General features: G+C 43.6%; 18 protein-coding genes. 14 read left to right on the forward strand and 4 right to left on the reverse strand.

What is annotated here, in order from left to right:
- Nucleotides 1–740, reverse strand: a 740-nt coding sequence (locus tag TY03_RS03045; protein WP_042369061.1) for an IS982 family transposase, incomplete at its 3' end; no start/stop codon positions are given.
- A gap of 44 nt (nucleotides 741–784) precedes the next feature.
- On the opposite strand from TY03_RS03045, the gene TY03_RS03050 reads away from it, so the two are divergent.
- From TY03_RS03050 to TY03_RS03090, 9 genes are all read left to right on the forward strand, one after another.
- Nucleotides 785–1,249 (forward strand): hypothetical protein, encoded by a 465-nt coding sequence (locus TY03_RS03050; RefSeq protein ID WP_148335572.1) that lies wholly within the window; start codon nucleotides 785–787, stop codon nucleotides 1,247–1,249.
- A gap of 68 nt (nucleotides 1,250–1,317) precedes the next feature.
- Nucleotides 1,318–2,079: a DNA-binding domain-containing protein gene (locus TY03_RS03055; protein ID WP_042367364.1), complete on the forward strand. Its 762-nt coding sequence runs from the start codon at nucleotides 1,318–1,320 to the stop codon at nucleotides 2,077–2,079.
- Nucleotides 2,080–3,832: 1,753 nt separating this feature from the next.
- A complete protein-coding gene (locus tag TY03_RS03060) occupies nucleotides 3,833–4,270 on the forward strand; it encodes a hypothetical protein (protein ID WP_052332377.1) in 438 nt (145 codons plus the stop codon).
- The gene (locus tag TY03_RS03065; RefSeq protein ID WP_042367365.1) at nucleotides 4,254–5,558 is read left to right on the forward strand and encodes a DUF3440 domain-containing protein; all 1,305 of its coding nucleotides are present in this window, start codon (nucleotides 4,254–4,256) and stop codon (nucleotides 5,556–5,558) included. The genes TY03_RS03060 and TY03_RS03065 overlap by 17 nt, the downstream gene beginning before the upstream one ends.
- An 11-nt stretch (nucleotides 5,559–5,569) precedes the next feature.
- Nucleotides 5,570–6,088 (forward strand): IbrB-like domain-containing protein, encoded by a 519-nt coding sequence (locus TY03_RS03070; RefSeq protein WP_042367367.1) that lies wholly within the window; start codon nucleotides 5,570–5,572, stop codon nucleotides 6,086–6,088.
- A 203-nt stretch (nucleotides 6,089–6,291) separates the two neighbouring features.
- Nucleotides 6,292–7,506: a hypothetical protein gene (locus TY03_RS03075; protein ID WP_042367370.1), complete on the forward strand. Its 1,215-nt coding sequence runs from the start codon at nucleotides 6,292–6,294 to the stop codon at nucleotides 7,504–7,506.
- Between the two features lies 1 nt (nucleotide 7,507).
- Entirely contained in the window at nucleotides 7,508–8,056 is a 549-nt protein-coding gene (locus tag TY03_RS21380; protein ID WP_052332378.1) for a hypothetical protein, read from the forward strand.
- Between the two features lie 216 nt (nucleotides 8,057–8,272).
- Entirely contained in the window at nucleotides 8,273–8,458 is a 186-nt protein-coding gene (locus TY03_RS21385; protein WP_052332379.1) for a hypothetical protein, read from the forward strand.
- Nucleotides 8,459–8,656: 198 nt separating this feature from the next.
- Nucleotides 8,657–9,736 (forward strand): GTP pyrophosphokinase, encoded by a 1,080-nt coding sequence (locus TY03_RS03090; protein WP_042367373.1) that lies wholly within the window; start codon nucleotides 8,657–8,659, stop codon nucleotides 9,734–9,736.
- A gap of 185 nt (nucleotides 9,737–9,921) precedes the next feature.
- Here the strand turns inward: TY03_RS03090 and TY03_RS03095 are convergent, their stop codons facing one another.
- Nucleotides 9,922–10,740, reverse strand: coding sequence for an alpha/beta hydrolase (locus TY03_RS03095; protein WP_042367375.1), 819 nt, complete (start codon nucleotides 10,738–10,740; stop codon nucleotides 9,922–9,924).
- A 14-nt stretch (nucleotides 10,741–10,754) separates the two neighbouring features.
- Entirely contained in the window at nucleotides 10,755–11,192 is a 438-nt protein-coding gene (locus TY03_RS03100; RefSeq protein WP_042367378.1) for a putative signal transducing protein, read from the reverse strand.
- A 107-nt stretch (nucleotides 11,193–11,299) separates the two neighbouring features.
- On the opposite strand from TY03_RS03100, the gene TY03_RS03105 reads away from it, so the two are divergent.
- Genes TY03_RS03105 through TY03_RS03115 form a run of 3 tightly spaced genes read left to right on the forward strand, consistent with a single transcriptional unit; the run spans nucleotide 11,300 to nucleotide 15,509 of the window.
- Nucleotides 11,300–13,675 carry a TonB-dependent receptor gene (locus TY03_RS03105; protein ID WP_042367380.1) on the forward strand — a complete coding sequence of 792 codons (2,376 nt, stop codon included), beginning with the start codon at nucleotides 11,300–11,302 and terminating at the stop codon, nucleotides 13,673–13,675.
- Between the two features lie 15 nt (nucleotides 13,676–13,690).
- Entirely contained in the window at nucleotides 13,691–14,977 is a 1,287-nt protein-coding gene (locus TY03_RS03110; protein ID WP_042367382.1) for a hemolysin family protein, read from the forward strand.
- 37 nt (nucleotides 14,978–15,014) lie between these two features.
- Nucleotides 15,015–15,509, forward strand: a complete 495-nt coding sequence (locus tag TY03_RS03115; protein WP_042367385.1) for a copper resistance protein NlpE N-terminal domain-containing protein — start codon at nucleotides 15,015–15,017, stop codon at nucleotides 15,507–15,509.
- A gap of 99 nt (nucleotides 15,510–15,608) precedes the next feature.
- On the opposite strand, the gene TY03_RS03120 is transcribed toward TY03_RS03115, so the two are convergent.
- Nucleotides 15,609–17,198: a glycoside hydrolase family 31 protein gene (locus TY03_RS03120; RefSeq protein ID WP_042367386.1), complete on the reverse strand. Its 1,590-nt coding sequence runs from the start codon at nucleotides 17,196–17,198 to the stop codon at nucleotides 15,609–15,611.
- 198 nt (nucleotides 17,199–17,396) lie between these two features.
- On the opposite strand from TY03_RS03120, the gene TY03_RS03125 reads away from it, so the two are divergent.
- Together TY03_RS03125 and TY03_RS03130 are read left to right on the forward strand one after the other, a co-directional pair.
- Nucleotides 17,397–18,461, forward strand: a complete 1,065-nt coding sequence (locus tag TY03_RS03125) for an efflux RND transporter periplasmic adaptor subunit (protein WP_042367388.1) — start codon at nucleotides 17,397–17,399, stop codon at nucleotides 18,459–18,461.
- 15 nt (nucleotides 18,462–18,476) lie between these two features.
- Nucleotides 18,477–21,512: an efflux RND transporter permease subunit gene (locus tag TY03_RS03130; RefSeq protein ID WP_042367390.1), complete on the forward strand. Its 3,036-nt coding sequence runs from the start codon at nucleotides 18,477–18,479 to the stop codon at nucleotides 21,510–21,512.
- Nucleotides 21,513–21,531 lie beyond the last annotated feature (19 nt).

Raw genomic sequence — 21,531 nt, forward strand, 5'->3', positions numbered from 1 at the left:
TATGGAACTTCCAACTTGATATTAGCTTTTTCAAATAAATCAAGTTGTATGGCTGCTCCAATATATCCACGATCACCGATGATGGTGCAATTCTGAAAGTTACACTTTACGTCTTTCAAATAATGAATGTCGTGAACACTCGCCTTTGTCAGGTCAAAAGAGTGTATGACACCGCTCAACCCACAGAGAGAATGTAATTTATATCCGTAATAATGTTTACCCTGTGAAGCACAATAGCCATAATTGGGAGCTTTATCATAATTATTCTTTCCCATTTTACAACGTTTTGACCTTATGGGACGACAGACTTCAATTGGCATAGAATCAATACAGAAAATAGCTTCTCCACCATCAACTTTTGATGCAATTCTTTCACGCACCTGATTACATAAGCCGATAGTGAGCTTCCTGCGATCATTATATTGACGACGGGATATGAGAGAAGAAAAATCATCTTTGTATTCATTTAATTTAGAAAACAAAAAGCTTTCACTATCTATGCCTATTGATTCGGCAGCAAGGCTTAAACTGATCACTTCTAAGTCAGAGAACTTCGGGACGACTCCTCTGCGAGGTATATTCCCTTTTTCGTTTACTAAATCAGCAGAAAACATCTTGCATATATCAAGAAATTTAGCGAATATTGCATATAAGTTGTGCATAATTGAGCTGTATATTAATAGTTTGATCACCATTAAAATACTAATAATCAATGATATGCACAACTTATTTCCTGACATTTTTTAGTGAATTAATTCCGCCAACGGGTGATAACATAGTAAACATGGGTTCAATAACCCTTCGCCGCGCTGTTGCAGAATTGACTGTTGCCGAAAAAATCTCCGCCACAACAACATCCATAAATAATGCTGAGAAAATGGTAGCCACATATAGTATCCCAAGAATATTTAATGTATTAAGTCAAGAGGTTTCAGGAGAATATAAAGCCCAAATTGAGGGAACTCCTCGCAAATATATAAACTCTACTTTATATCCCGATATGAATGTTGCTTTTTTTGACTATATTTTAGCATCGTCATCGGGATTTACACTCGGAGAGTTGCAATTGACCTTTGAAAGTTCAAAGATGGGCACAACTATTCGTAAAATCCCAGCCGGTATACCATTACGGCAAAACTATCAAACAATGATCAGTGTCGAGAATCTGATATTCGGTGGCATAGGCAATACTGTAAAAATAAGTACCAAAATAGAAGAGAACTTTAATAGTGATTTAAACGAGCCCTAAAGTTTATACGCCATGGCAATAAAAAGATAGACTGAGGGATATTACATTAATAATCTAAAATCAATTATATGGAAACAATTCTAAAAGCATGGATAGCCGACAACAGCATTAGTATTGATAATAAAGAAGATAAAATATTAATACCAGAAACGGTAGGAAGTATTTCGCTTACAGGTATCTATGCAGAAATGAAAGCCGAAGACACCGGTTTGAGAGAAGAGACAATTCGTCACGTCACAGATCTGTTTCAACGCGTTGTTACAAGGCTCGTACTCAGTGGATATAATGTAAACACCGGTCTATTTTATGCAGCTCCCAAAATTACCGGAGTAATAGAGCAAGGAAAATGGAATCCAGAGAAAAATGCCATTTACATATCAATCACCCAAGGTAAGCAACTGCGAGAAGCCATCGCAAAAACCCATGTGCAGATTCTAGGAGAAAAGGCTAATCGAATGTATATCGCTGGAAGCGAAGATACCTCAACCCGCGCTGAAGACGGAACATGTACAGCAGGGCGCAACCTTGCACTTATGGGTCGTATGCTAAAAATTGCTGGGAGCGACTCTTTAGTCGGTGTTACACTGATCAACAGCCAAGGAATCGAAACAAAACTACCCGAAGATATGATCGTAGTCAATAACCCATCGCAACTCATCGTGTTACTACCAACGAATCTAGAAACGGGTAAGTATGAATTAAAAGTCACCACCCAATACAGTGGAGGCAAGAATTTCTTAAAAGAACCACGCAGCGTTAGCAAAGTGATTACTGTAGGACGAGACGATATCGATGAAGAAGATGATACTCCCGAAAATCCATTTGAATAACCCCACACCCGTGTAGTTAATCTAGCGTCACCATTGTCATTGACCCAACAACACCGTTATCGTTGGTTCAACTACACCGTTGTCATTGGATTAATGCGAAAAGCTATAATCAAATCAGGAAACAAATGAAAGAAAAACAAATCAATCATAATCAAAGGAGAAAATGGCCTAGAAAAGACAAAGAACAAAGCCGTTTCTTTTGGCTAGTTGGCGGATGGTTTATGCTCTTTATTATCATAATGATACTAAGTGTACTTTCTTCGTGCCAAAAAGAGAGCATATCACTTTTATGCAACGGAGATATTCACTCAATAGAATACCTAATCCTTACATTCTTTTTTAACCACCTTTAGACGGAGTCTACACAAATGATCTTGTCTACTGGGATGGTCAATGCGTATCAGAAATAGTCATGTACTATGTTAGTTCAGTTGTTCGCTCGAAGCGCATCTATTGCTTATCCAGCAATGATGCGCTTCTTTGATGATCCTCTAAACGTAATAAAGCAAGACAAACTATTCTATAAAAGTAGATATATCACCAACATTTGAATTCTTACAAGAAAAAAGCATTAAGAGAACGCACAAATACATATAAATCAACTTATTACAAATACAAGAATCTGATATTTATTGACCCTTACAAATGAGTATTCGTAAAAGTATTCTTATCTTTATCAACATACTATTAAAGCGTATTATCACTTTGATCATGAAAAAAGCGAAAAATTAAGATAAGCAAAATTTCTCATCAACAAAGCAAGAACTCTTTTTTAATACGATATTCTTGCCCATATGACACGGACGATGTGAATCGCAAACGTTCATATATTCATTATCATCTAATTTCATGTGCGCATCACTTGCCAAGCGAGGCAAGAGATGCGCTTTTTACATATCTGTCATTGCTGCAATCTAAGCATAAAAGCAGTGAGTACCTTCTTGTTAAGTTCAGATGTAGACAAAAGTATACTTATCACTAAACAACAGAATAGCAAGCATTAAAATACATGTATCACTCCTAACTGAATCATTTACAAGAAAAATACGAAAAATCAAATCATAACACAATATGAGTCAAGTAATTAAACAAAACAACAAGCAACAAAAATATAGACTATTACAAAGTGGTATTAATAGCAAATGACCTATCTTTGTCTATACCTAATAGGCACAATAGTAGTAAAAACAAGACTTAACGGGTCTTGTTTGTATATGCGAACTTCGATGTGAATCGCGGGCGCATATATTAACGTTTGTTTCTCAAATTCAGTGTTTTTGCTTAGAAGCGCATCACATTACCTAACGAGGCAATGAATGCGCTTCTTTTCTTTATCAAAATATGGATTAATACCCAATTTCGTGCGTCTACAATATGCAATACAAGCTAGTATCTATCACTTACAAGAAAAGCGAAGAAGAACAAACCATAAAACACTAATTTACAGAATATTAAAAAACATCTATAGAAATTCTTATTAGCTCTTACAAATGGATGATTGCGATAAATGATCTATCTTTGTACTGCATCCGAGTACAAAATGTATAAAGATGCTTTTTGTTAATGAATGAACCTCGATGCGAATCGCGGACTTTCATATCCATTCGCGTTTAAGTTAATGTATTAGATGGCGAAGCGCATCATTGCCAAACGAGGTAATAGATGCGCTTCTTTTCAAAACCACCTCTATTAACTCTTAGATCGTTTATTAGCCTAACAATAGATTTGATTATTTAAAACCTAAAACATATATATGATGAAAAAGATAATTAAAATTGGGGGGAAAGAGCCGCAATTGTACTTAGCAGTTGCTCCTTTGATAATGAATGCATATATACTCAGACAGAACAACAATTATCCTTTCAAAACCTCTGCGTCCTACGTTTGGTTTGTTCTGTACGAAAGTAATCAAGTTATTGCATTTATGCCTGTCGAGCATAGAGACACTGGGTTTAAAATAGACAACTATTATGCCTCGCCTTCGCCAAGAATGAGAGAAGAACATTTGAAAATGCTGCTCCAAGAAGTTATTTCCAGTTTTGGCTTACAAGCGATATATAACGCAACGGTACATATACGCGATAAAGGGGTGTTTGCTTCCTGTGGATTTACAGTCCTAAGAGAATTAAAGCACTATGTCAGAATGAGTTTGAAACACTCAAAAACCACTAATAATGAGAAAAAGCCATAAAAGAACCGTATATGACGCGGTAAAAGAACGATTAGACTATCTTTTCAAAACCTTTGATTATATATACGTATCATTCTCCGGGGGGAAGGACAGCGGTGTTCTCTTAAATCTATGTATAGACTATCTTCGGACACACCCTTCTCCCGGAAGAAAGCTAGGTGTCTTTCATTTTGACTATGAAGCGCAATACAGCTTCACAACAGAATATATAAACCGGGTATTCTCTTCTAACAAGGATATTTTAGAGATATTTCGCGTCTGTGTTCCGGTCAAAGTATCCTCTTGTACCTCCATGTTTCAGCAATATTGGCGTCCTTGGAAGGAGAATAAAAAAGAGTTATGGGTACGCCAGATGCCTTGTGAAGCCTATACGCAGTCTGATTTCAACTTTTACCATGAAGATATGTGGGATTATGAATTTCAGCATCGCTTTGCCTCTTGGCTACGTATACGAAAAGGTATTGGAAGTATTTGCTGCCTCGTAGGTATCCGTACGCAAGAGAGCTATAACCGATGGAGAAGTATTTACGGTGGTCCCTTTAGCTGGAACGGAAAAGCTCGCTGGATAATAAGGTTTGATGAAGGAGCATACAATGCTTATCCCATATACGATTGGCTCACTACGGATATATGGACGGCCAACGGACGATTCAAGTGGGATTATAACCGTCTGTACGACCTCTATTATCAGGCGGGCATACCATTAGGCAAGCAAAGAGTAGCCAGTCCTTTTATTTCTCAGGCAATCAGCAGCCTCAACCTGTATCGAGTCATCGACCCTCAAACATGGGGCAAAATGCTTTGCCGGGTAAATGGAGTAAACTTTGCGGGAATCTATGGAGGGACTTCTGCATTAGGTTGGAAGCGTATTAAACTACCTAAAGGAATGACTTGGAAGTCTTACCTTTATTTTTTATTAGATACCCTACCTCAGGAGGCGCGAGAGAATTACCTAAAAAAGTTATCAGTGAGCATCTTGTTCTGGAAGGAAAAGGGTGGGTGTTTAAATGAGGCAACCATACGCAAACTACGTGCTAAAAACATTCCAATCCATGTAGAAGAAAGGAGTAATTACAATACATCCAAACGCCCGGTGAGAATGGAATATCAGGATGATATCGATCTACCTGAGTTCAGAGAACTTCCTTCCTATAAACGAATGTGTATCTGTGTTTTGAAAAATGACCATTGTTGCAAATACATGGGGTTTTCCCCTAATAAGAAAGAAGTAACCCTTAGACGCCAAGCACAACGAATATATATGTCATGCTATAAAATTAACGAATAACACCCCCAAAAATGAAAAGACAAGAATATGAAAGCCCTGTTTACCAGATAAAAGCTATCCCCGTAGAGAAAGTTAGAGCGAATGCATACAACCCTAACGTTGTAATGCCACCCGAGCAAAAGTTATTGGAGCTCTCCATTTGGGAAGATGGATACACGATGCCTTGCGTCTGCTACTATATTGAAGAAGAAGATATTTATGAGTTGGTTGACGGTTATCACCGATATATAACAATGCTACAGTCCAAACGCATTTACGAAAGAGAACGAGGATTACTACCTGTAGCCATCATTGTAAAAGATATATCAAATCGCATGGCATCAACCATCCGGCACAATAGGGCAAGAGGAGTGCACACCATCGAGCTAATGACAAAACTGGTTGGTGATCTTAGCAAGGCAGGCATGTCCGATGCTTGGATAAATAAACATCTAGGCATGGATAAAGACGAGCTGTTACGCCTGAAGCAACTATCTGGATTGGCAGAATTGTTTGCTGATGCAGACTTTAGTTTAGCCTGTTCAAAATAAATATAAAATCCATTTATATTAGTGTTTTAACTACTTACAATAACGACATTACGGGTTTACAAGAAAAGAGCAGATCACACACACCTTAACAAATTAATAATAAGCAAATTACATGCACTTCAATGCAAGCAAAAAAAGACCTTTTCAAACATTGATCTTTGAAGTTTTGTGTATTTTTGTTGCATCATTCTAATAAGAAATTTATGAAAAAAAACATCTTTCTGTGTATTATGGCCTACTTTGCCTTGGGATTATTCAGCTGTCAAAATGAAGAGAATTTATCTAACGAGCCTAGCCCCGGAAACAGTGTGACGGAGTCTACAGGCAGTAAGGAAAGTTATTATGTAAATAAGATGGCGGAACTCTTGAACAAAGCCATCCAAGACCCTTCTATTCTAGAAATCTTACAAGAAGAAGCGAAAAAGCAAATAGATGGAGATTATGACATTTTGTTGGCACAGGCATTGGCGATTTCTTCAACTAGAAATAGAACTAATCTTCTAACAGCCGTTGCTAATCAAATTTCAGGTGGGCAGCCATCTAGTATAGAAGAATTTATGACATTGGTGGATGGTTTTAAAAGAGACGTGCCTTTACTACACATTTATATGCCCGATGATCAGGATTTTAGCAAAAACGATTTCCTAACAGTGATTCTTCATCCAGATTTTGATGATAGCAAAGATACAATTGTAAAAGCCTTTAACAAGAAAGGGGAAATCATAGAGCTTTCTACAAAAGAAGAGCCAGAAACTCCTTTTATGGTAGTTGGCATTAATGAGCGCATCTCTTTATTTACCAATAGGAGCAGTTTCAGCAAAATCAATTCCCAATTACCGTTCTTTACAACAACTTACCATTCATATTACTTACCGGAAGCGTATGATTACACTGCTCCAGCAGTACCGATGTTTTCCCGTACCAGTAAAAGAGATAAAAACGATAGAAATAGCTATGAGGTTATAACCAGAGCTAAATTTGCATCACGCAATGCTATACGCGATGTTGAAAGTTGGGTCAGAGGAAAACCAGAAGTCGAATGTCAGGTTTATTTTCATAATAAAGGTTCACTCAAGGATTTTATACTAGGTGAATCTACATCTATAAGTGTTATTATGGGGGAAGATAATTGGTATACTGGTAAAAGGCGCAAACCAAATCCTTGTGATAATTATGGTAATTGGTTCGTTGTAAGATGGGTTCCTCTCGCAAAAACTACTAAAATGAAATACATATTTGCAGAGCGAGATAATGGTTTCAAGATTAAAGTATTTAATGATTTAAGCTTTAAGATAGAAGGTGGTGACGAAATTGGCTCACAATACGTTTTCTGGGAAGACAATATCAATACGACTTATCCGGTAGCTAGATCACAAGAAAATATGTTTGAGTTCGAAGTTGGTCAAAAACAATATTGAAATGATAAAGATTTATATAGTAATTACCTTTTCATTGATTACTTTGGGTTGCTATTCCCAAATCAAAGAATTTGTTCCGCTAAAAGGCTATAAAGGAAGTATTGAATTAGGTTTTGCAGCTGGAGCAGGAGAAACAGCCCATAATCGTGGAGAATTCTTAATTGTAAATGGATACCAATTTAATAATCGGTTATCTGCAGGAATTGGCACAGGTATTCAGCTCTGGCAACTTAGCAATCGGGTTACTATACCGATTTTTGCAGATGTTGAAGCTACTTTCATAAAAAAAACAATTACTCCCTATACAAGTATACGTGTGGGTTATAATATCAACACTCAACGTGAAGATTTTCTACCCAAAGAGGGAGTCTATTTCAGCCCAACAATCGGCTTCCGTTGGGGAATATCAGAATATAACGCTTTAAAGTTAGGAGTAGGCTATCTTTTGCAAAGCAGTGACATTATTCGTAACTACGGATCTCCATTTAATGCGTTTAACGAGAAAGTCTTCCTTCATTCATTAGTGGCAAGAGTTGGTTTTGAGTTTTAGAATTCAAAGTAACCATTGCTAGCTAGAAAGTGTAATTTAACGGTGCCGATAATATTGAAAACTGTAAAGTAAATTACGAAGATGCTCTTGGTACGACTTACCATATAAGTAATATATTTGAATTTGACGTAAACTAAGTATTCGAAAAATTAATATTTCTTACTTTCGTACAGATACGACATCTGTACATAATTTAATTTCAATAAAATAATCAGTATGAAGCGATTTATATTCCCCATCTTATTTTTATTTATATGCCACACTTTCTTATTTGCTCAAAAAGATGTTAGTCAATTCGGCATTTCTGTAGGCTACACACACTTTGGCGAATTGCATGTAGGAGACGAATACAATGTAGGAGTTGATTTTAAACACTATGTACACGAGCGCTTTTTGTTGTAGCCATTTTTTACGCAGGCGTTAATGACGGAACTAAAAACATAAGCTATACCAACAAACAGTATAGTTTTGATTTACATAATAGTGTTCGTGATTATATGATCGGTCAGCTTCCTTTTTTCAAACATATTTTTCACAATAGTATATCTCTTTTACGGAAAAATTGATACCTTTGCTATACTAACAAAAGATAAGTGATATATGTCTAAACCTATTGATATACAAGAACTAGAAAAAGAATATATTCTATTGAGAACACTTTGCGATAACTTTTCAATTGAAGTGACTCGGCAAATAACAAAATTATTAGATGATAATGAAATAAAATTAGCTGTACCTATACAATTTAGAACTAAATCGTGGGATTCAATACGCAATAAATGCGAGCAAGGGCGATTTACTGTCAAGAAAACAATATTAGAGCTGCAAGATTTGATTGGTATTCGGTTAATACTTCTATTTAAACGTGATTTGATCAGGGTTACCGAACTAATAGAAAAATATTTTCTAGTGGTGAGAAAATACAATACAGAAGACCGATTAGAGGAAAATCAATTTGGTTATTTGTCAATTCATGAAATTGTAGAATTACAAAAAGAATGGCTAAGAGTGCCAACTTTAGCTCCATTTAAAGAATTAAAATGTGAAATTCAAATTCGTACCTTAGTTCAGCATGCATGGTCTGAAGCATCGCATATGTTTCAATACAAAAATGAAGTTGATGTACCAAAACCACTTAAAAGAACTATTGGACGATTATCAGCCCTTTTAGAGACAGTTGATTTAGAGTTTGAAAGGGTTTTGACTGAAAGAGATGAGTATAAAAAAGAGATTGTAGCAATTTCCTATATTGAAAATAGTAAGGAGGCTTTAAATGTTGACTTATTGCACGATTTATTGAATAGATATTTTCCAAACATTGATGAACCAGAAGGGAACTACGAATATTCAGATTTATTGTCCGAATTAGATATATTAAATATTAAAACTGTTGGAAACTTAAGTTCATTAATACGCCAACATTACGAAGAGTTGATGACAGAGCAAAAGAGGTTAGCTAATGAACTATTACAAAACTACCAGAAGACAGGTCCTCTCTTTGATAGTAAAGGTATGGTATATGACAAAGGAGCAATCATTGCTAAGCGATTAAGATCAGGTTATTACTACAATAGATTAGGTATGATGCGTAGAATTTTGGTCTTACATTTAGGGAAAAGTTGGAGTATCATAAGTAATGAGATAAAAGCCAGTAAACTATGTGTTAATGAAAAAAAATAATATAATAACGACTGATGTGGTTTTAATAACACCAATCTGCTAAGTCACAGATTGGCACATTAAAGTCCAACCAGTCATTATACACAATCACTGGTGCAATGAAAAACAAAGCAGTCTAACGAAGCTCCAATATAAATATAACACGGTTCAAATAGATACTTGGTTGCTCTGTATTTTTAAGTTGGTCATTTACTCTTGAAAAATTTATCAAAGAAAAGTATCTGATAGTCAATGGAGTTATTCCAGTACATACCATTATGCCCTCCGGGGCGGGTGATAAAGTCGTGATCGATCTTCCGGTCGAGCAAGCGCTGGTGCAAGTTCTTATTTACGTTGAGGAAGAAATCGGCCTCGCCACAATCGATAATCAAAGCCTGTTCGCCATTAACGAGGCTATCGACCAGATTGATGACCGTATACTCGTCCCACCGTTTGGGGTTATCGGCCAATGCCCCCAATTGCTTGGCCATGTTCCAACTCTGCGGAAACGGACGGATATCGACACCGCCACTCGTACTTCCGGCTGCACCGAACACCTCTTTGTGGCGTAGAGCATTCCACAGAGCACCGTGTCCACCCATACTCAAACCGGTAATGGCACGCGCTTTGCGATCGGCAATGGTGGCATAATGACTGTCGATATAGGCTATGAGCTCTTTGGAGATAAAGGTTTCGTAGCGAGAGGTGCTATCGACGGGACTGTCCCAGTACCAGCTCTGCTTACCGTCGGGGCAAACGAAGATCATTCCCTTTTCATCGGCAATCCGGGGTAACTCGGGTTTGATGCCGATCCATGTTTTCGCATTGCCGCCGTATCCATGCAGCAGATACACCACCGGACTGAGTACCGGGGAGTTTCCCAACGTCACATCGGGGGCGATAACGACAACCTGCACCTCCTTGTTCATTGAGGCACTCTTAACCTGCAACGTGTCTACACGAGCAGCACACAAGGGCAATGCCAGACACAGCAGGCAAAACCACAATATACTTTTTCTTTTCATCCGAATGAGTGAATTTATAATTCTTTAGGTGATTTTGGTTGATGGTGTTCATCGACCGGATTGTCGAATGCAGCGCCACAAGCCTTGCAAACATACTCCCAGTGGTTTTTGCCGGGAGGGATGCCTCCGAATATCGATGCAACGGCAGCACCGAACGTACGCACCTGGTGCTTCTTGCACAGTCCGAACTGAAGGTCGGTCGAACCACATTCGGGGCAGTGCTTCAACTCTTCGGGAATCATCTGATTGCTCTTCAATATCAACATCGCCGCCTCGTAATTTTCTTCGGCTACCAGAATATCGACTCCGGCTATGGAGTTCACATATCCGTTGAGCAGCGAAGAGAGGTTCTCGTTATGCAACACCGATTCGATACCCTCATTCTCGAGCGCACCTTGCAGAATGTGTGCCTGCATGGCGTCGTTGCACGTTATTAGTCGAACTGTTTTCATGGTTCTATTGTTTAATGGTTTACACCTACAAAAATAATAGATAAAAATGAGAATCAAGTACTTTTTACGTACATTTGTACCTATTATTATAGTAAACTGACGTACGTATGAAACGAGTCTTATTGCTTTCTCTCCTTTTAGGCTGTGTATGGGCAACTCTCATGGCACAACCTACCCATCAGATAAAGGGTATTGTCATTGAGAAAAGTAGCCGCCAGCCTCTCGAGTTTATCAATGTGTTGATTGTAGGCATGGGTCGCGGTGCAACCACCGACGCACAGGGACACTTCACCATCGACGCCGTGCCGCCGGGTATCTATCGGTTGCAAGCCTCGGCAGTGGGGTATCAAACGGTGCTCACACCCGAATACATTGTTTCGACACGCAACCTGAACGTAGACATCGAGATGCAAGAAAACCTCACCGAGCTCGAAGGTGTGGTGGTAACAGCCTCTCCCTTTAAACGCAACGTGGAAGCTCCGCTGGGATTGCGCTCCATCGGTGTGCAGGAGATTGAGAAAAGTCCGGGTGCCAACCGCGATATTTCGCGCATCGTACAGTCGTACCCGGGTGTGGGGTTCTCACCAGCAGGATACCGTAACGATCTGGTGGTACGCGGTGGTGGTCCTTCGGAGAACCGTTTCTTTCTCGACGGGGTCGAGATTCCGAACATCAACCATTTCAGCACACAGGGTGCATCGGGCGGTCCGGTGGGAATTATCAATGCCGATCTGGTGCGCGAAGTGAACTTCTACACGGGTGCTTTCCCCACCAATATGGGCAATTCGCTCAGTTCGGTGCTCGACTTTAAGTTGCGCGACGGCGACATGGAGCGCAATTCACTCAAAGCTACACTGGGAGCATCGGAGGTGTCGCTGGCATCGAACGGGCATCTGGGTAAGAAGACCTCGTACCTTGTATCGGTACGCCAATCTTACCTGCAATTTCTGTTCGATATGCTGGGACTACCCTTTCTGCCCACCTTTACCGATGCGCAGTTCAAGATCAAGACCCGCTTCGATGCACGCAACGAGCTTACCGTATTGGGGCTGGCGGGCATCGACAATATGCGCCTCAACACCAAACTCGAAGGCGAGAAGGCCGAATACATACTCAGCTACCTGCCCAAGATACAGCAAGAGACGTTTACCGTAGGAGCCGTTTACCGCCACTACGCAGGGGCACACGTGCAAACGCTCGTGGCGAGCCACAGCTTTATGAACAACCGCAACACCAAATACAAGAACAACGAAGAGACACAACCCGACAACCTAATGCTTCGCCTGCGCTCGGTAGAGCAGGAAACGAAACTGCGGTTCGAGAATGCTACCACCTTCGGCCCTTGGAAAGTCAATGCGGGGGTGAATCTGGATTACAGCCAATACACCAATACCTCCTTTCAGAAGGTGTACATCGAGGATCAAGCCCGGACGTTCGATTACCATACGGCACTCGGCCTTGTGCGCTGGGGGCTGTTCGGCACGGTAAGCTATGTATCGCCCGACGAGCGTTTCACCACCTCGCTCGGCCTGCGTGCCGATGCCAATAATTATTCGTCGCGCATGAATAAGCTCTCCGATCAGCTTTCGCCACGCCTGTCGCTCTCGTATCGCCTCATCGACCAACTCTACCTGAGTGGTAGCGCCGGATTGTACTATCAGTTACCACCCTACACAGCACTGGGATTCAAGGGCAGTACGGACAAGTTGTTGAACAAACAGTTGCGCTACATAAGTGTGAGCCAAGGCAGCTTGGGGCTAAACTGGCACAACAGCACGCTGGAGATTTCGATGGAAGGATTCTACAAGCAATACGACAAGGTGCCCTTCTCGGTCGAGGACGGTATTCCGCTCGCTTGCAAGGGCAACGACTACGGGGTGATAGGCAACGAGCTGCTTACCTCGACCGCACAGGGACGTTCGTACGGAGTGGAGATGATGGTGAAGTGGATCATTGCCCGCAAGCTGAACATGGCTTCGGCCATTACGGTGTTTCAGAGCGAATATAGAAAGGATAAACAAAGCGAGTACATCGCCTCGGCTTGGGACAATAAATACATCGTAAACCTGAGCGGTACGTACAACTTCGCCCACAACTGGAGCCTGGGCATGAAGGTAAGTGCCATTGGCGGTGCACCCTACACACCATACGATGTGGAGAAGTCGTCGCTCAAAACGGCGTGGGATGTACAAGGACGTCCTTACTACGATTATAGCCTCTACAACACCGGTCGCCTGCCTGCCTACGGGCAGTTGGATGTGCGGGTAGACAAAACATTCTACCTCAAACGCTGTATGCTCGGTTTCTACATCGACTTGCAGAACCTGACCAAGAGCAGCTTCAAACAGCCGGATATTCTCATGAGTACGGGAGTAATCGAGAATCCCAATGCCACCCCTGCCGAACAGCGATATAAAATGAAGTACATCGAACAAAAGGGCGGCACATTGGTTCCCACCTTAGGCATTACATTCGAATATTAACTACTTATCGATTTCATGGAATTTATCATCATTCTTTTATTACTCGTACTCAATGGCATCTTTGCGATGTACGAAATGGCTTTGGTTTCGGCCAGTAAGGCACGCCTCGAAACACTGGCGGGCAAGGGCAGTCAATCTGCCCGTAACATCCTCAAACAACTCGAAGAGCCGGAAAAGTTTCTCTCGACCATCCAAATAGGTATCACACTCATCGGTATCGTATCGGGTACATTTGGCGGTGTGGCTATTGCCGACAATGTAGCTCCACTCTTCGCCCGTATCCCTGCTATCGGCATGTATGCACACGATCTGGCACTGATTGTTACCGTAGCCGTTATCACTTACCTTTCGCTCATTGTAGGCGAGCTGGTGCCCAAGTCTATCGCGCTGAGCAATCCCGAGCGATACGCCATTCTATTAAGCCCGGTGATGATGCTGCTTACCAAAATTTCTTATCCGTTCGTATGGCTACTGAGCGTATCGACCCGGCTACTGAACAAGCTCATCGGACTCAAATCCGAAGAGCGGCTCATGACACAGGAGGAGTTGAAGATGATTCTCTACCAGAGTTCCGAGCAAGGCGTAATTGATAAGGAGGAGACGGAGATGCTACGCGACGTATTTCGCTTCTCAGACAAGAGAGCCAACGAACTGATGACACACCGCAGAGACCTCGTATTTATCCGCGAGCACGATAGCATGGAAGAGGTGCTACGCATCATCGAAGATAAGAAATTCAGCAATTACCTGCTGGTCGATGAGCAAAAAGAGGTTATTGGCGTGGTGACGGTGAAAGACATTATATTGCTTATCGGGAGCGACAAACCGTTTCGACTCACTGATATCGTGCGCCCTGCCCTCTTCATCCCCGAGAATTTGTACGCAAAGAAAGTTTTAGAGCAGTTTAAGAAGAACAAAAATAAGTTTGCCGTTGTTGTTAACGAGTATGGCGGCACGGAAGGGATTATTACCTTGCACGATTTAACCGAAAGCATCTTTGGAGACATCCTCGAGGAGGATGAAACGGAGGAAGAAGAGATCGTTAAACGTCAGGATGGTTCGATGCTCGTGGACGGTTCGATGAATATCGATGACTTCATGGAAGAGATGAGAATATTATCGTATGATGATATCGACTCGAGTGATTTCACTACATTGAGCGGACTAACCATGTATCTTATCGGACGTATTCCCAAGGTAGGCGATCTGTTCTCTTATAAAAATCTGGACTTCGAAGTGGTCGATATGGATCGCGGAAGGGTAGATAAGTTGCTTGTTATACAAAGAGATGAAAAAGAGTAGCAACTCACTTTTTATATTAACTTAAAGCACTTAAAAAATGAAAAAAGTAATTTTATTGGCAGCCGTTGTAGCTGCTTTGGTTTCTTGTCAATCAAAAACAAACAATGCAGCTACAGCTGCAGCCGATAGCCTGGCTATCGATTCGATGATGCCTATAGTAGAGAATACCGAGGTATTTGAAGGTACACTTCCTGCTACAAAGACTGCTCCTGCTGTTAATTATGTATTGACACTCGACATGATGGCCGATTCGAACGATACGGTGTACACGTTGGATATGACTTATCTGGATGCCAACCAACAGCCTACAACCAAGAAGATGACCGTAAAGGGCAAACCGCAAATGGTACAAAAAATGATGAAGGATGCTAAGAAAAAACCGGTGGCAGCCAAAGCTATGAAGCTGAACCCCAACGATGGCAGTGCACCTTTGTACTTTGTTGTAACTAACGACACTACCTTGACACTGATGAACGACAGCCTGCAAGAGTCAATCAGTGATATCGGATTCAATATCGTTCGCGTGAAATAATCTCACAGATACCCTTTAGGAGCATAAAAGTGCTCCATATACAAAATATGCTACGCCTTTCTGCGAAAGACGTAGCATATTTTGTTTGAACACGTGTGCTTACTTTAGCTTCTCGAAGTAAGGCAAACGGTCGAGCGGCACGTTAATCGTTATTTTCTTGGGGCCTTTGAAGGTTTTTCCTTCATCGTCCTTCCACCTGCCTTTGGGCAACATCACCGTGCGCGAAGTGCCCGAAGTAACCATCGGGGCAACGAGGTAGCGGTCGCCCAGCATAAACTGGTCTTTGCAGTCGATAAAGCCTTGGTGTGGATAGGCGTACTCCATATTCCGCAAGATGGGTTCGCCTGTCTGCGAAGCGAGTTTGGCTTGCTCGAGAATGTAGCCGCCCATCTGCTGGTGCAGGCGAGCAAACTTGGCACAGATGGCCGTATTCTCCTTACTCAAAATGCGCCACGGAGCTACCGAGAACTGCATCATCGGCATCATTGCGTGCACTTGGCAGGAGCGAACAATCAACTCTTCGTCGAACGTATTGACGTTAAGAAAAGCACCGAACTGTCCGCCTCCCACCATATCGGGGCAGGTATAGGCGTAGCCCATCAGTCCGGCTGCCGCCATATCGGGTATGAGTAGTTGGATGGCTCGCCACGAATAATCCTTGTCGCCCAAGCGTTGTACCAATGCCTGTCCACCCAGTTTCCAAGCTGCACGCAGTTCGTTGTAAGGGAAGTCGAGCCCTACTTCCGCCCACTTTTCCATGAAGCGGTTGGCGTTGGCATCCTTTTCGTAATAGGCATACTCACCATTCATATAACCCACATCTCCCCCATCGAATTTGAATCCGTCGATGCCATATTTGGCTTGGTTCTCGCGCAACTGTCCCTTAAGGTAGGTCACAGCTTCGGGATTGGTTACATCATAGCAAGCACTGTAGCCGTTCCACCAATGAATAATTGCGGTTCGGTTCGTCCCTTTCTCTTTGAGCAGGTAGCCTTTCTGCTCCAATAAACGAAACTCGGGACTATCGGCCGAAACGTAAGGCGATACCCAAAGCATCACTTTGAAGCCCATGCGGTGCAGCTCGTCGGTCATGGCACGCGGATCGGGAAACTTCTCGGACTTGAAGTCGAAGTTGCCATAATAGCGCTGCCAATTATCATCGATCATAAAGACACCTTGGGGAAAACCATTGGCCACCGCCTTGTGGGCATAGTCCATAATGTCGGCCTGGTTCTGATTATACATCAGCTCAATCCACGTATTGTATTGGGGTAGTGAGAAGAAGGATTCTTCGGGTATCTTGCCCGACGGAGGAAAGTGTTTGGCAGATGCGGCCAAGTAGGCTTCCTTCAGTGTTTTGCCTCCAACGACAGGTGTCAGTTCCTCATAATCGGAATAGATAAGCAACCGCCCGTCTTTAACCTCAAAGCGGAAGGGATGCTCAGACCAGATATAACGCCCTTCGGACGAAAGCATGAGTGGCACCACCTGGTTGTTCAGGTTATTACGTGCCATGTCTTGCATAGATAGCTTATCACTATATGGCATTTGATGCCCCAAAGCTACTAGTCCGCCCCACCAGCGTTCATTCTTAAGTGGTTCAATTACAGTGTTGTGTTTCACTTGTGCCTGCAAATAAGGTAAGCAAGCCAGTGCAATCATTAGAAATAATGTAATGTTTCGTTTCATCGTTAATCATTAGTATAAGTAAGTTGCAAATATAAGAAAATAATTCAGCTTCGTCGGTTACATCTCCGTTTGAGTATCGTTTTTGGCTGTCTCAGAAAAAGAAATCCGACAGTCTATCGGCGTTTCTTCTATCTTCGTCCGCGAAAATGAAGAAAAGAAGTCAAAACATCTATGATAATAATAATGAAAACAATGACAATGAGAGTATGCCTATTTTTCTGTTTGGCCGCACTGCTATCTGCCTGCGGACAGACCAAAGAGAGTAAAAGCACCCAAACGTTATCTGTAAAAACAGCACAGGTAACAACACAGAGCAACGACGGTAACCGCGAATTTACCTTCATCTCCAAACCGGTGAAGACCACCGAACTCTCCTTTCGGGTGGGAGGTCCCATCGAACGGTTCGATGTGTATGCGGGTAACTACTACAAACGCGGCGAGGTAATTGCACAGATTGATCCTCGCGACTTCCGCATCCGTAAAGAACGTGCCGAAGCCATTTACAGTCAGGCAAAGGCAGAGTTCGGACGTATAGAAACACTGTACGAGAAGAACAACCTCTCGGCGAGTGCCTACGAAAAGGCGCGTGCCGACTATACCGCAGCCAAAACAGCTTTCGAAACAGCCACCAACGAACTGAACGATACCCGCCTGATTGCCCCCTTCAACGGATATGTAGGCGAGGTTTACATCGAGAAGTATCAGGACGTTAAAGCTACGCAACCGATCATCTCGTTCATCGACATCGACCAGTTGAAGATCGAAACATTCGTAACACAAGACATCGCCTTCGGTTCGCAAAAGCCAACCGAAGTAAGCTTGCGCTTTGATGCAGACCCTTCGCACACCTACACCGCCAAAGTGGTCGAGATATCGAAAAGTACCATGCGCAACAACATCTCGTACCTGCTTACCGCGCTGCTACCCAACAAAGACGGAAAGCTGTTGGGCGGAATGCCGGGCAAGGTCGTATTCGACACCACATCCAAAGATACGGCAGAGGCGGTAGGAGCGCAACAAATACTTACGATTCCTCAGATCGCTCTTTGTCACCGACCTTCGGAGAGCACGTATGTGTGGGTAGTCAACCCCACCGACGGCAAGGTGAGCAAGCGCAGTGTCACTGCAGGCGATTTGCTTCCGGGCGGACAGGTAGCCATTACGAACGGCCTTGCCCTGCATGAAACGGTAGCTACCAGCGGTTTGCGTTTTCTATCGGATGGAGCCACCGTGGTGGCATTGTCTCCTGTAACAACCCATTAAACCCCTAAGAACTCAATGAAGTTAGTTAAATATTTCTTGCAGAAGAAATCGGTTACGATTCTGCTGCTCATACTCATCGCTGCGGGAGGCATCTTCTCCTACATAAAGATGGGTAAATTGGAGGACGCCCCCTTCACCATCAAGCAAGCACTCGTGGTGACTCCCTATCCGGGAGCATCGCCCATGGAAGTACAAACACAAGTGACCGACGTACTCGAAGAGGCCATACAAAGCCTGGGCGAACTGTACTACCTGAAAACAGAGAATCGCGCCGGACTCTCCAAAATCACTGTTTATGTGAAGAAAGAGACGCGTGCCGAGGAGATGCAACAACTCTGGGACAAACTGCGCCGAAAGGTAGGCGATGTACAATCGAAGCTACCTGCAGGAGCGGGAACATCGGTCGTTAATGACGACTTTGGCGATGTACTCGGTGTGTTCTACGGCATTACCGGTCAAGGAGCTACCTATCGCGAACTCGAGACGGAGGCCAAACGCCTCAAAAACGAGCTGCTTAAAGTGAAAGATGTGGCTAAGGTAGAGATATACGGCGTACAGTCGCCCACGATCAACATCACCCTCTCTCCTGCCGTGATGGCACGCAGCGGTATCACCACAGCCGATATTGCCCGCGCATTCGAGGCACAGAACAAGGTGGTCGATGCCGGTGGCATTGATACCGACAGAAACCGTGTACGCATCGAGTCGACCGGAAACTTCTATTCGCTCGACGATATCCGCGAACTGACTATTGTTTCGCGCAGTGGCGAACACTTCCGCTTGGCAGATATCGCTGCTATCGAAGAGGGCTATCTCACTCCGGCGAGCAATAAGATGCGCATCAACGGACAAGAGGCCGTAGGTGTAGCCATCTCGACAGTGCCCACGGGCAACGTAGTTGATATGGCACGTCTGGTCAAGACACAGACCGAAGAGTTTGTAAAGACGATGCCCGAAGGATATACGCTCGATGCCCTCTACGATCAGGGATACGAGTCGGATGTAGCCAATCAAGGATTCATTCTCAACCTGATTATCTCGGTTATTACCGTAGTGGCCATCTTACTGTTCTTCATCGGTCTGAAAAACGGGCTCTTGGTAGGTAGCGGACTGATCTTCTCGATCTTTGCCACACTCATTGTGATGATGGCGGGTGGCATTGCCCTGCAACGTATGTCGTTGGCAGCCATTATCATCGCCATGGGTATGTTGGTAGACAACGCCATTGTAGTGTCCGACTCGGCACTGGTCAATATGCAACGCGGCATGCGTAAGCGGGTGGCGATTCTGCGTGCCTGTTCTTCTACCGCCCTGCCGTTGCTGGCGGCTACGGTGATTGCGATTCTGACCTTCCTGCCCATCTACTACTCACCGCATATCACGGGCGAGCTGCTCTCCTCACTGGTGATTGTCATCGGCGTATCGTTGATGTTCTCGTGGGTGTTTGCCCTGACACAAACGCCATTCGTTATTCAGGAGTTTGTGCGCCGTCCGCGACGCGACGAACTAAAGGGCGAGTTGTTTAACAGTAAGTACTTCAACAAATTCCGTGAGGCGTTGCACTTCGTGATCCGTCACCGCGTGGTCACGATCGGCTTGATGGTCGCACTGCTGGTGGTATCGGCATGGAGTTTTAAATTCATCCCGAAAGTCTTTGTTCCGGCACTCGACAAGCAGTATTTCACCATCGATATGTGGCTGCCCGAAGGCACACGCATCGAGGAAACCGACCGTATCGCTACTTCCATTGCCGATTATGTTCAATCGCATCCCGAGGTAGAGATGATCTCGACCTATATCGGACGCACACCTCCGCGCTACTACCTCGCCAACGTAGCTTTCGGCCCGCAACCGAACTACGCACAGGTATTGGTGAAATGTAAAACCTCGAAGGAGTCGCGCAAATTGAACCAAGAGTTGCAAAACTCCATCCCCAAGGAGTTTCCCGAAGCCTTTGTCAAAGTAAACCGCTTTGAACTGAGCCCGCTTACAGAAGCCTTGATCGAAGCTCGCTTTCTGGGACCCGATGCAGCCGTACTCGACTCACTCACGAATCAGGCCATTGAAATTATGCGCAAGAATCCGAAGGTAGCCAATGCCCGCAACGAATGGGGCAACCAAACGATGGTGATCCGTCCGGTATACGATCCGGTCAAAGCCGGCGAGTTGGGTATTAGCAAGGCTTCGATGATGGAGTCGGTCAAAGCACTGAGCGACGGACTGCCGGTAGGAATCTATCGCGACAATGAGAAGAAAGTACCGGTACTGCTCAAAGCAGACGGAGCAGCGGTAATCAATGCCCGCTCACTGGGCGATTATGCCGTATGGAACGGCGACCGCTCTGCCCCACTCTCTCAGGTGACGAGTGAGATCAAAACGACTTGGGAGTTTCCGCAGGTGCGCACTTACAACCGACAGCTATCCATGGCTGCCATGTGTGGTGTTCAACCCGGTAGCACGATGGCCGAGGTACACTCGGAGATACGTGCGGAGATAGAAGCGATGAAACTGCCCGATGGCTATACCTTCTTCTGGGACTCTCAGTACAAAGACCAAAAGGAAGGGGTAGAAGCACTTGCCACCTTCTTCCCACTTGCCTTTATCCTATTGGTGGTGATTCTGGTCGCGCTGTTCGGTAACTTCCGCGAACCGATTATCATCCTTTGCATCCTTCCGCTATCGCTCATCGGTGTGGCTGTGGGTATGCTGCTTACCGGGTTCGAGTTTGGCTTCTTCCCCATTGCCGGATGGTTGGGATTGATGGGTATGATTATCAAGAACGTCATCGTACTCATCGACGAGATCAATGTACAGCATCGCGCCGGAACAGACCTGTACAACTCGATCATCGAAGCTACCGTATCGCGTACCAAGCCGGTATTAATGGCAGCATCGACTACGGTACTGGGCATGATTCCGTTGCTGTTCGACATCGCTTTCGAAGGCATGGCAGCAACAATCATCTTCGGACTGACGTTTGCCACACTGCTCACGCTGTTCGTAACTCCGGCACTCTACGCACTGTTCTATAAAGTAAAGCGGTGCAAGTAAGAATCATCTATTATAGAGA

This window comes from Bacteroides neonati (assembly GCF_000499785.1).
Lineage (GTDB): Bacteria > Bacteroidota > Bacteroidia > Bacteroidales > Bacteroidaceae > Bacteroides > Bacteroides neonati.

Bases quoted from the DNA above. Each gene is read 5' to 3' on its own strand.
- TY03_RS03075 (WP_042367370.1), top strand. From the start codon at position 6,292: ATGAAAAAAAACATCTTTCTGTGTATTATGGCCTACTTTGCCTTGGGA.
- TY03_RS03125 (WP_042367388.1), top strand. From the start codon at position 17,397: ATGAGAGTATGCCTATTTTTCTGTTTGGCCGCACTGCTATCTGCCTGC.
- TY03_RS03110 (WP_042367382.1), top strand. From the start codon at position 13,691: ATGGAATTTATCATCATTCTTTTATTACTCGTACTCAATGGCATCTTT.
- TY03_RS03050 (WP_148335572.1), top strand. From the start codon at position 785: ATGGGTTCAATAACCCTTCGCCGCGCTGTTGCAGAATTGACTGTTGCC.
- TY03_RS03055 (WP_042367364.1), top strand. From the start codon at position 1,318: ATGGAAACAATTCTAAAAGCATGGATAGCCGACAACAGCATTAGTATT.
- TY03_RS21385 (WP_052332379.1), top strand. From the start codon at position 8,273: ATGAAGCGATTTATATTCCCCATCTTATTTTTATTTATATGCCACACT.
- TY03_RS03090 (WP_042367373.1), top strand. From the start codon at position 8,657: ATGTCTAAACCTATTGATATACAAGAACTAGAAAAAGAATATATTCTA.
- TY03_RS21380 (WP_052332378.1), top strand. From the start codon at position 7,508: ATGATAAAGATTTATATAGTAATTACCTTTTCATTGATTACTTTGGGT.
- TY03_RS03115 (WP_042367385.1), top strand. From the start codon at position 15,015: ATGAAAAAAGTAATTTTATTGGCAGCCGTTGTAGCTGCTTTGGTTTCT.
- TY03_RS03100 (WP_042367378.1), bottom strand. From the start codon at position 11,192: ATGAAAACAGTTCGACTAATAACGTGCAACGACGCCATGCAGGCACAC.
- TY03_RS03060 (WP_052332377.1), top strand. From the start codon at position 3,833: ATGATGAAAAAGATAATTAAAATTGGGGGGAAAGAGCCGCAATTGTAC.
- TY03_RS03070 (WP_042367367.1), top strand. From the start codon at position 5,570: ATGAAAAGACAAGAATATGAAAGCCCTGTTTACCAGATAAAAGCTATC.
- TY03_RS03105 (WP_042367380.1), top strand. From the start codon at position 11,300: ATGAAACGAGTCTTATTGCTTTCTCTCCTTTTAGGCTGTGTATGGGCA.
- TY03_RS03065 (WP_042367365.1), top strand. From the start codon at position 4,254: ATGAGAAAAAGCCATAAAAGAACCGTATATGACGCGGTAAAAGAACGA.
- TY03_RS03130 (WP_042367390.1), top strand. From the start codon at position 18,477: ATGAAGTTAGTTAAATATTTCTTGCAGAAGAAATCGGTTACGATTCTG.
- TY03_RS03095 (WP_042367375.1), bottom strand. From the start codon at position 10,740: ATGAAAAGAAAAAGTATATTGTGGTTTTGCCTGCTGTGTCTGGCATTG.
- TY03_RS03120 (WP_042367386.1), bottom strand. From the start codon at position 17,198: ATGAAACGAAACATTACATTATTTCTAATGATTGCACTGGCTTGCTTA.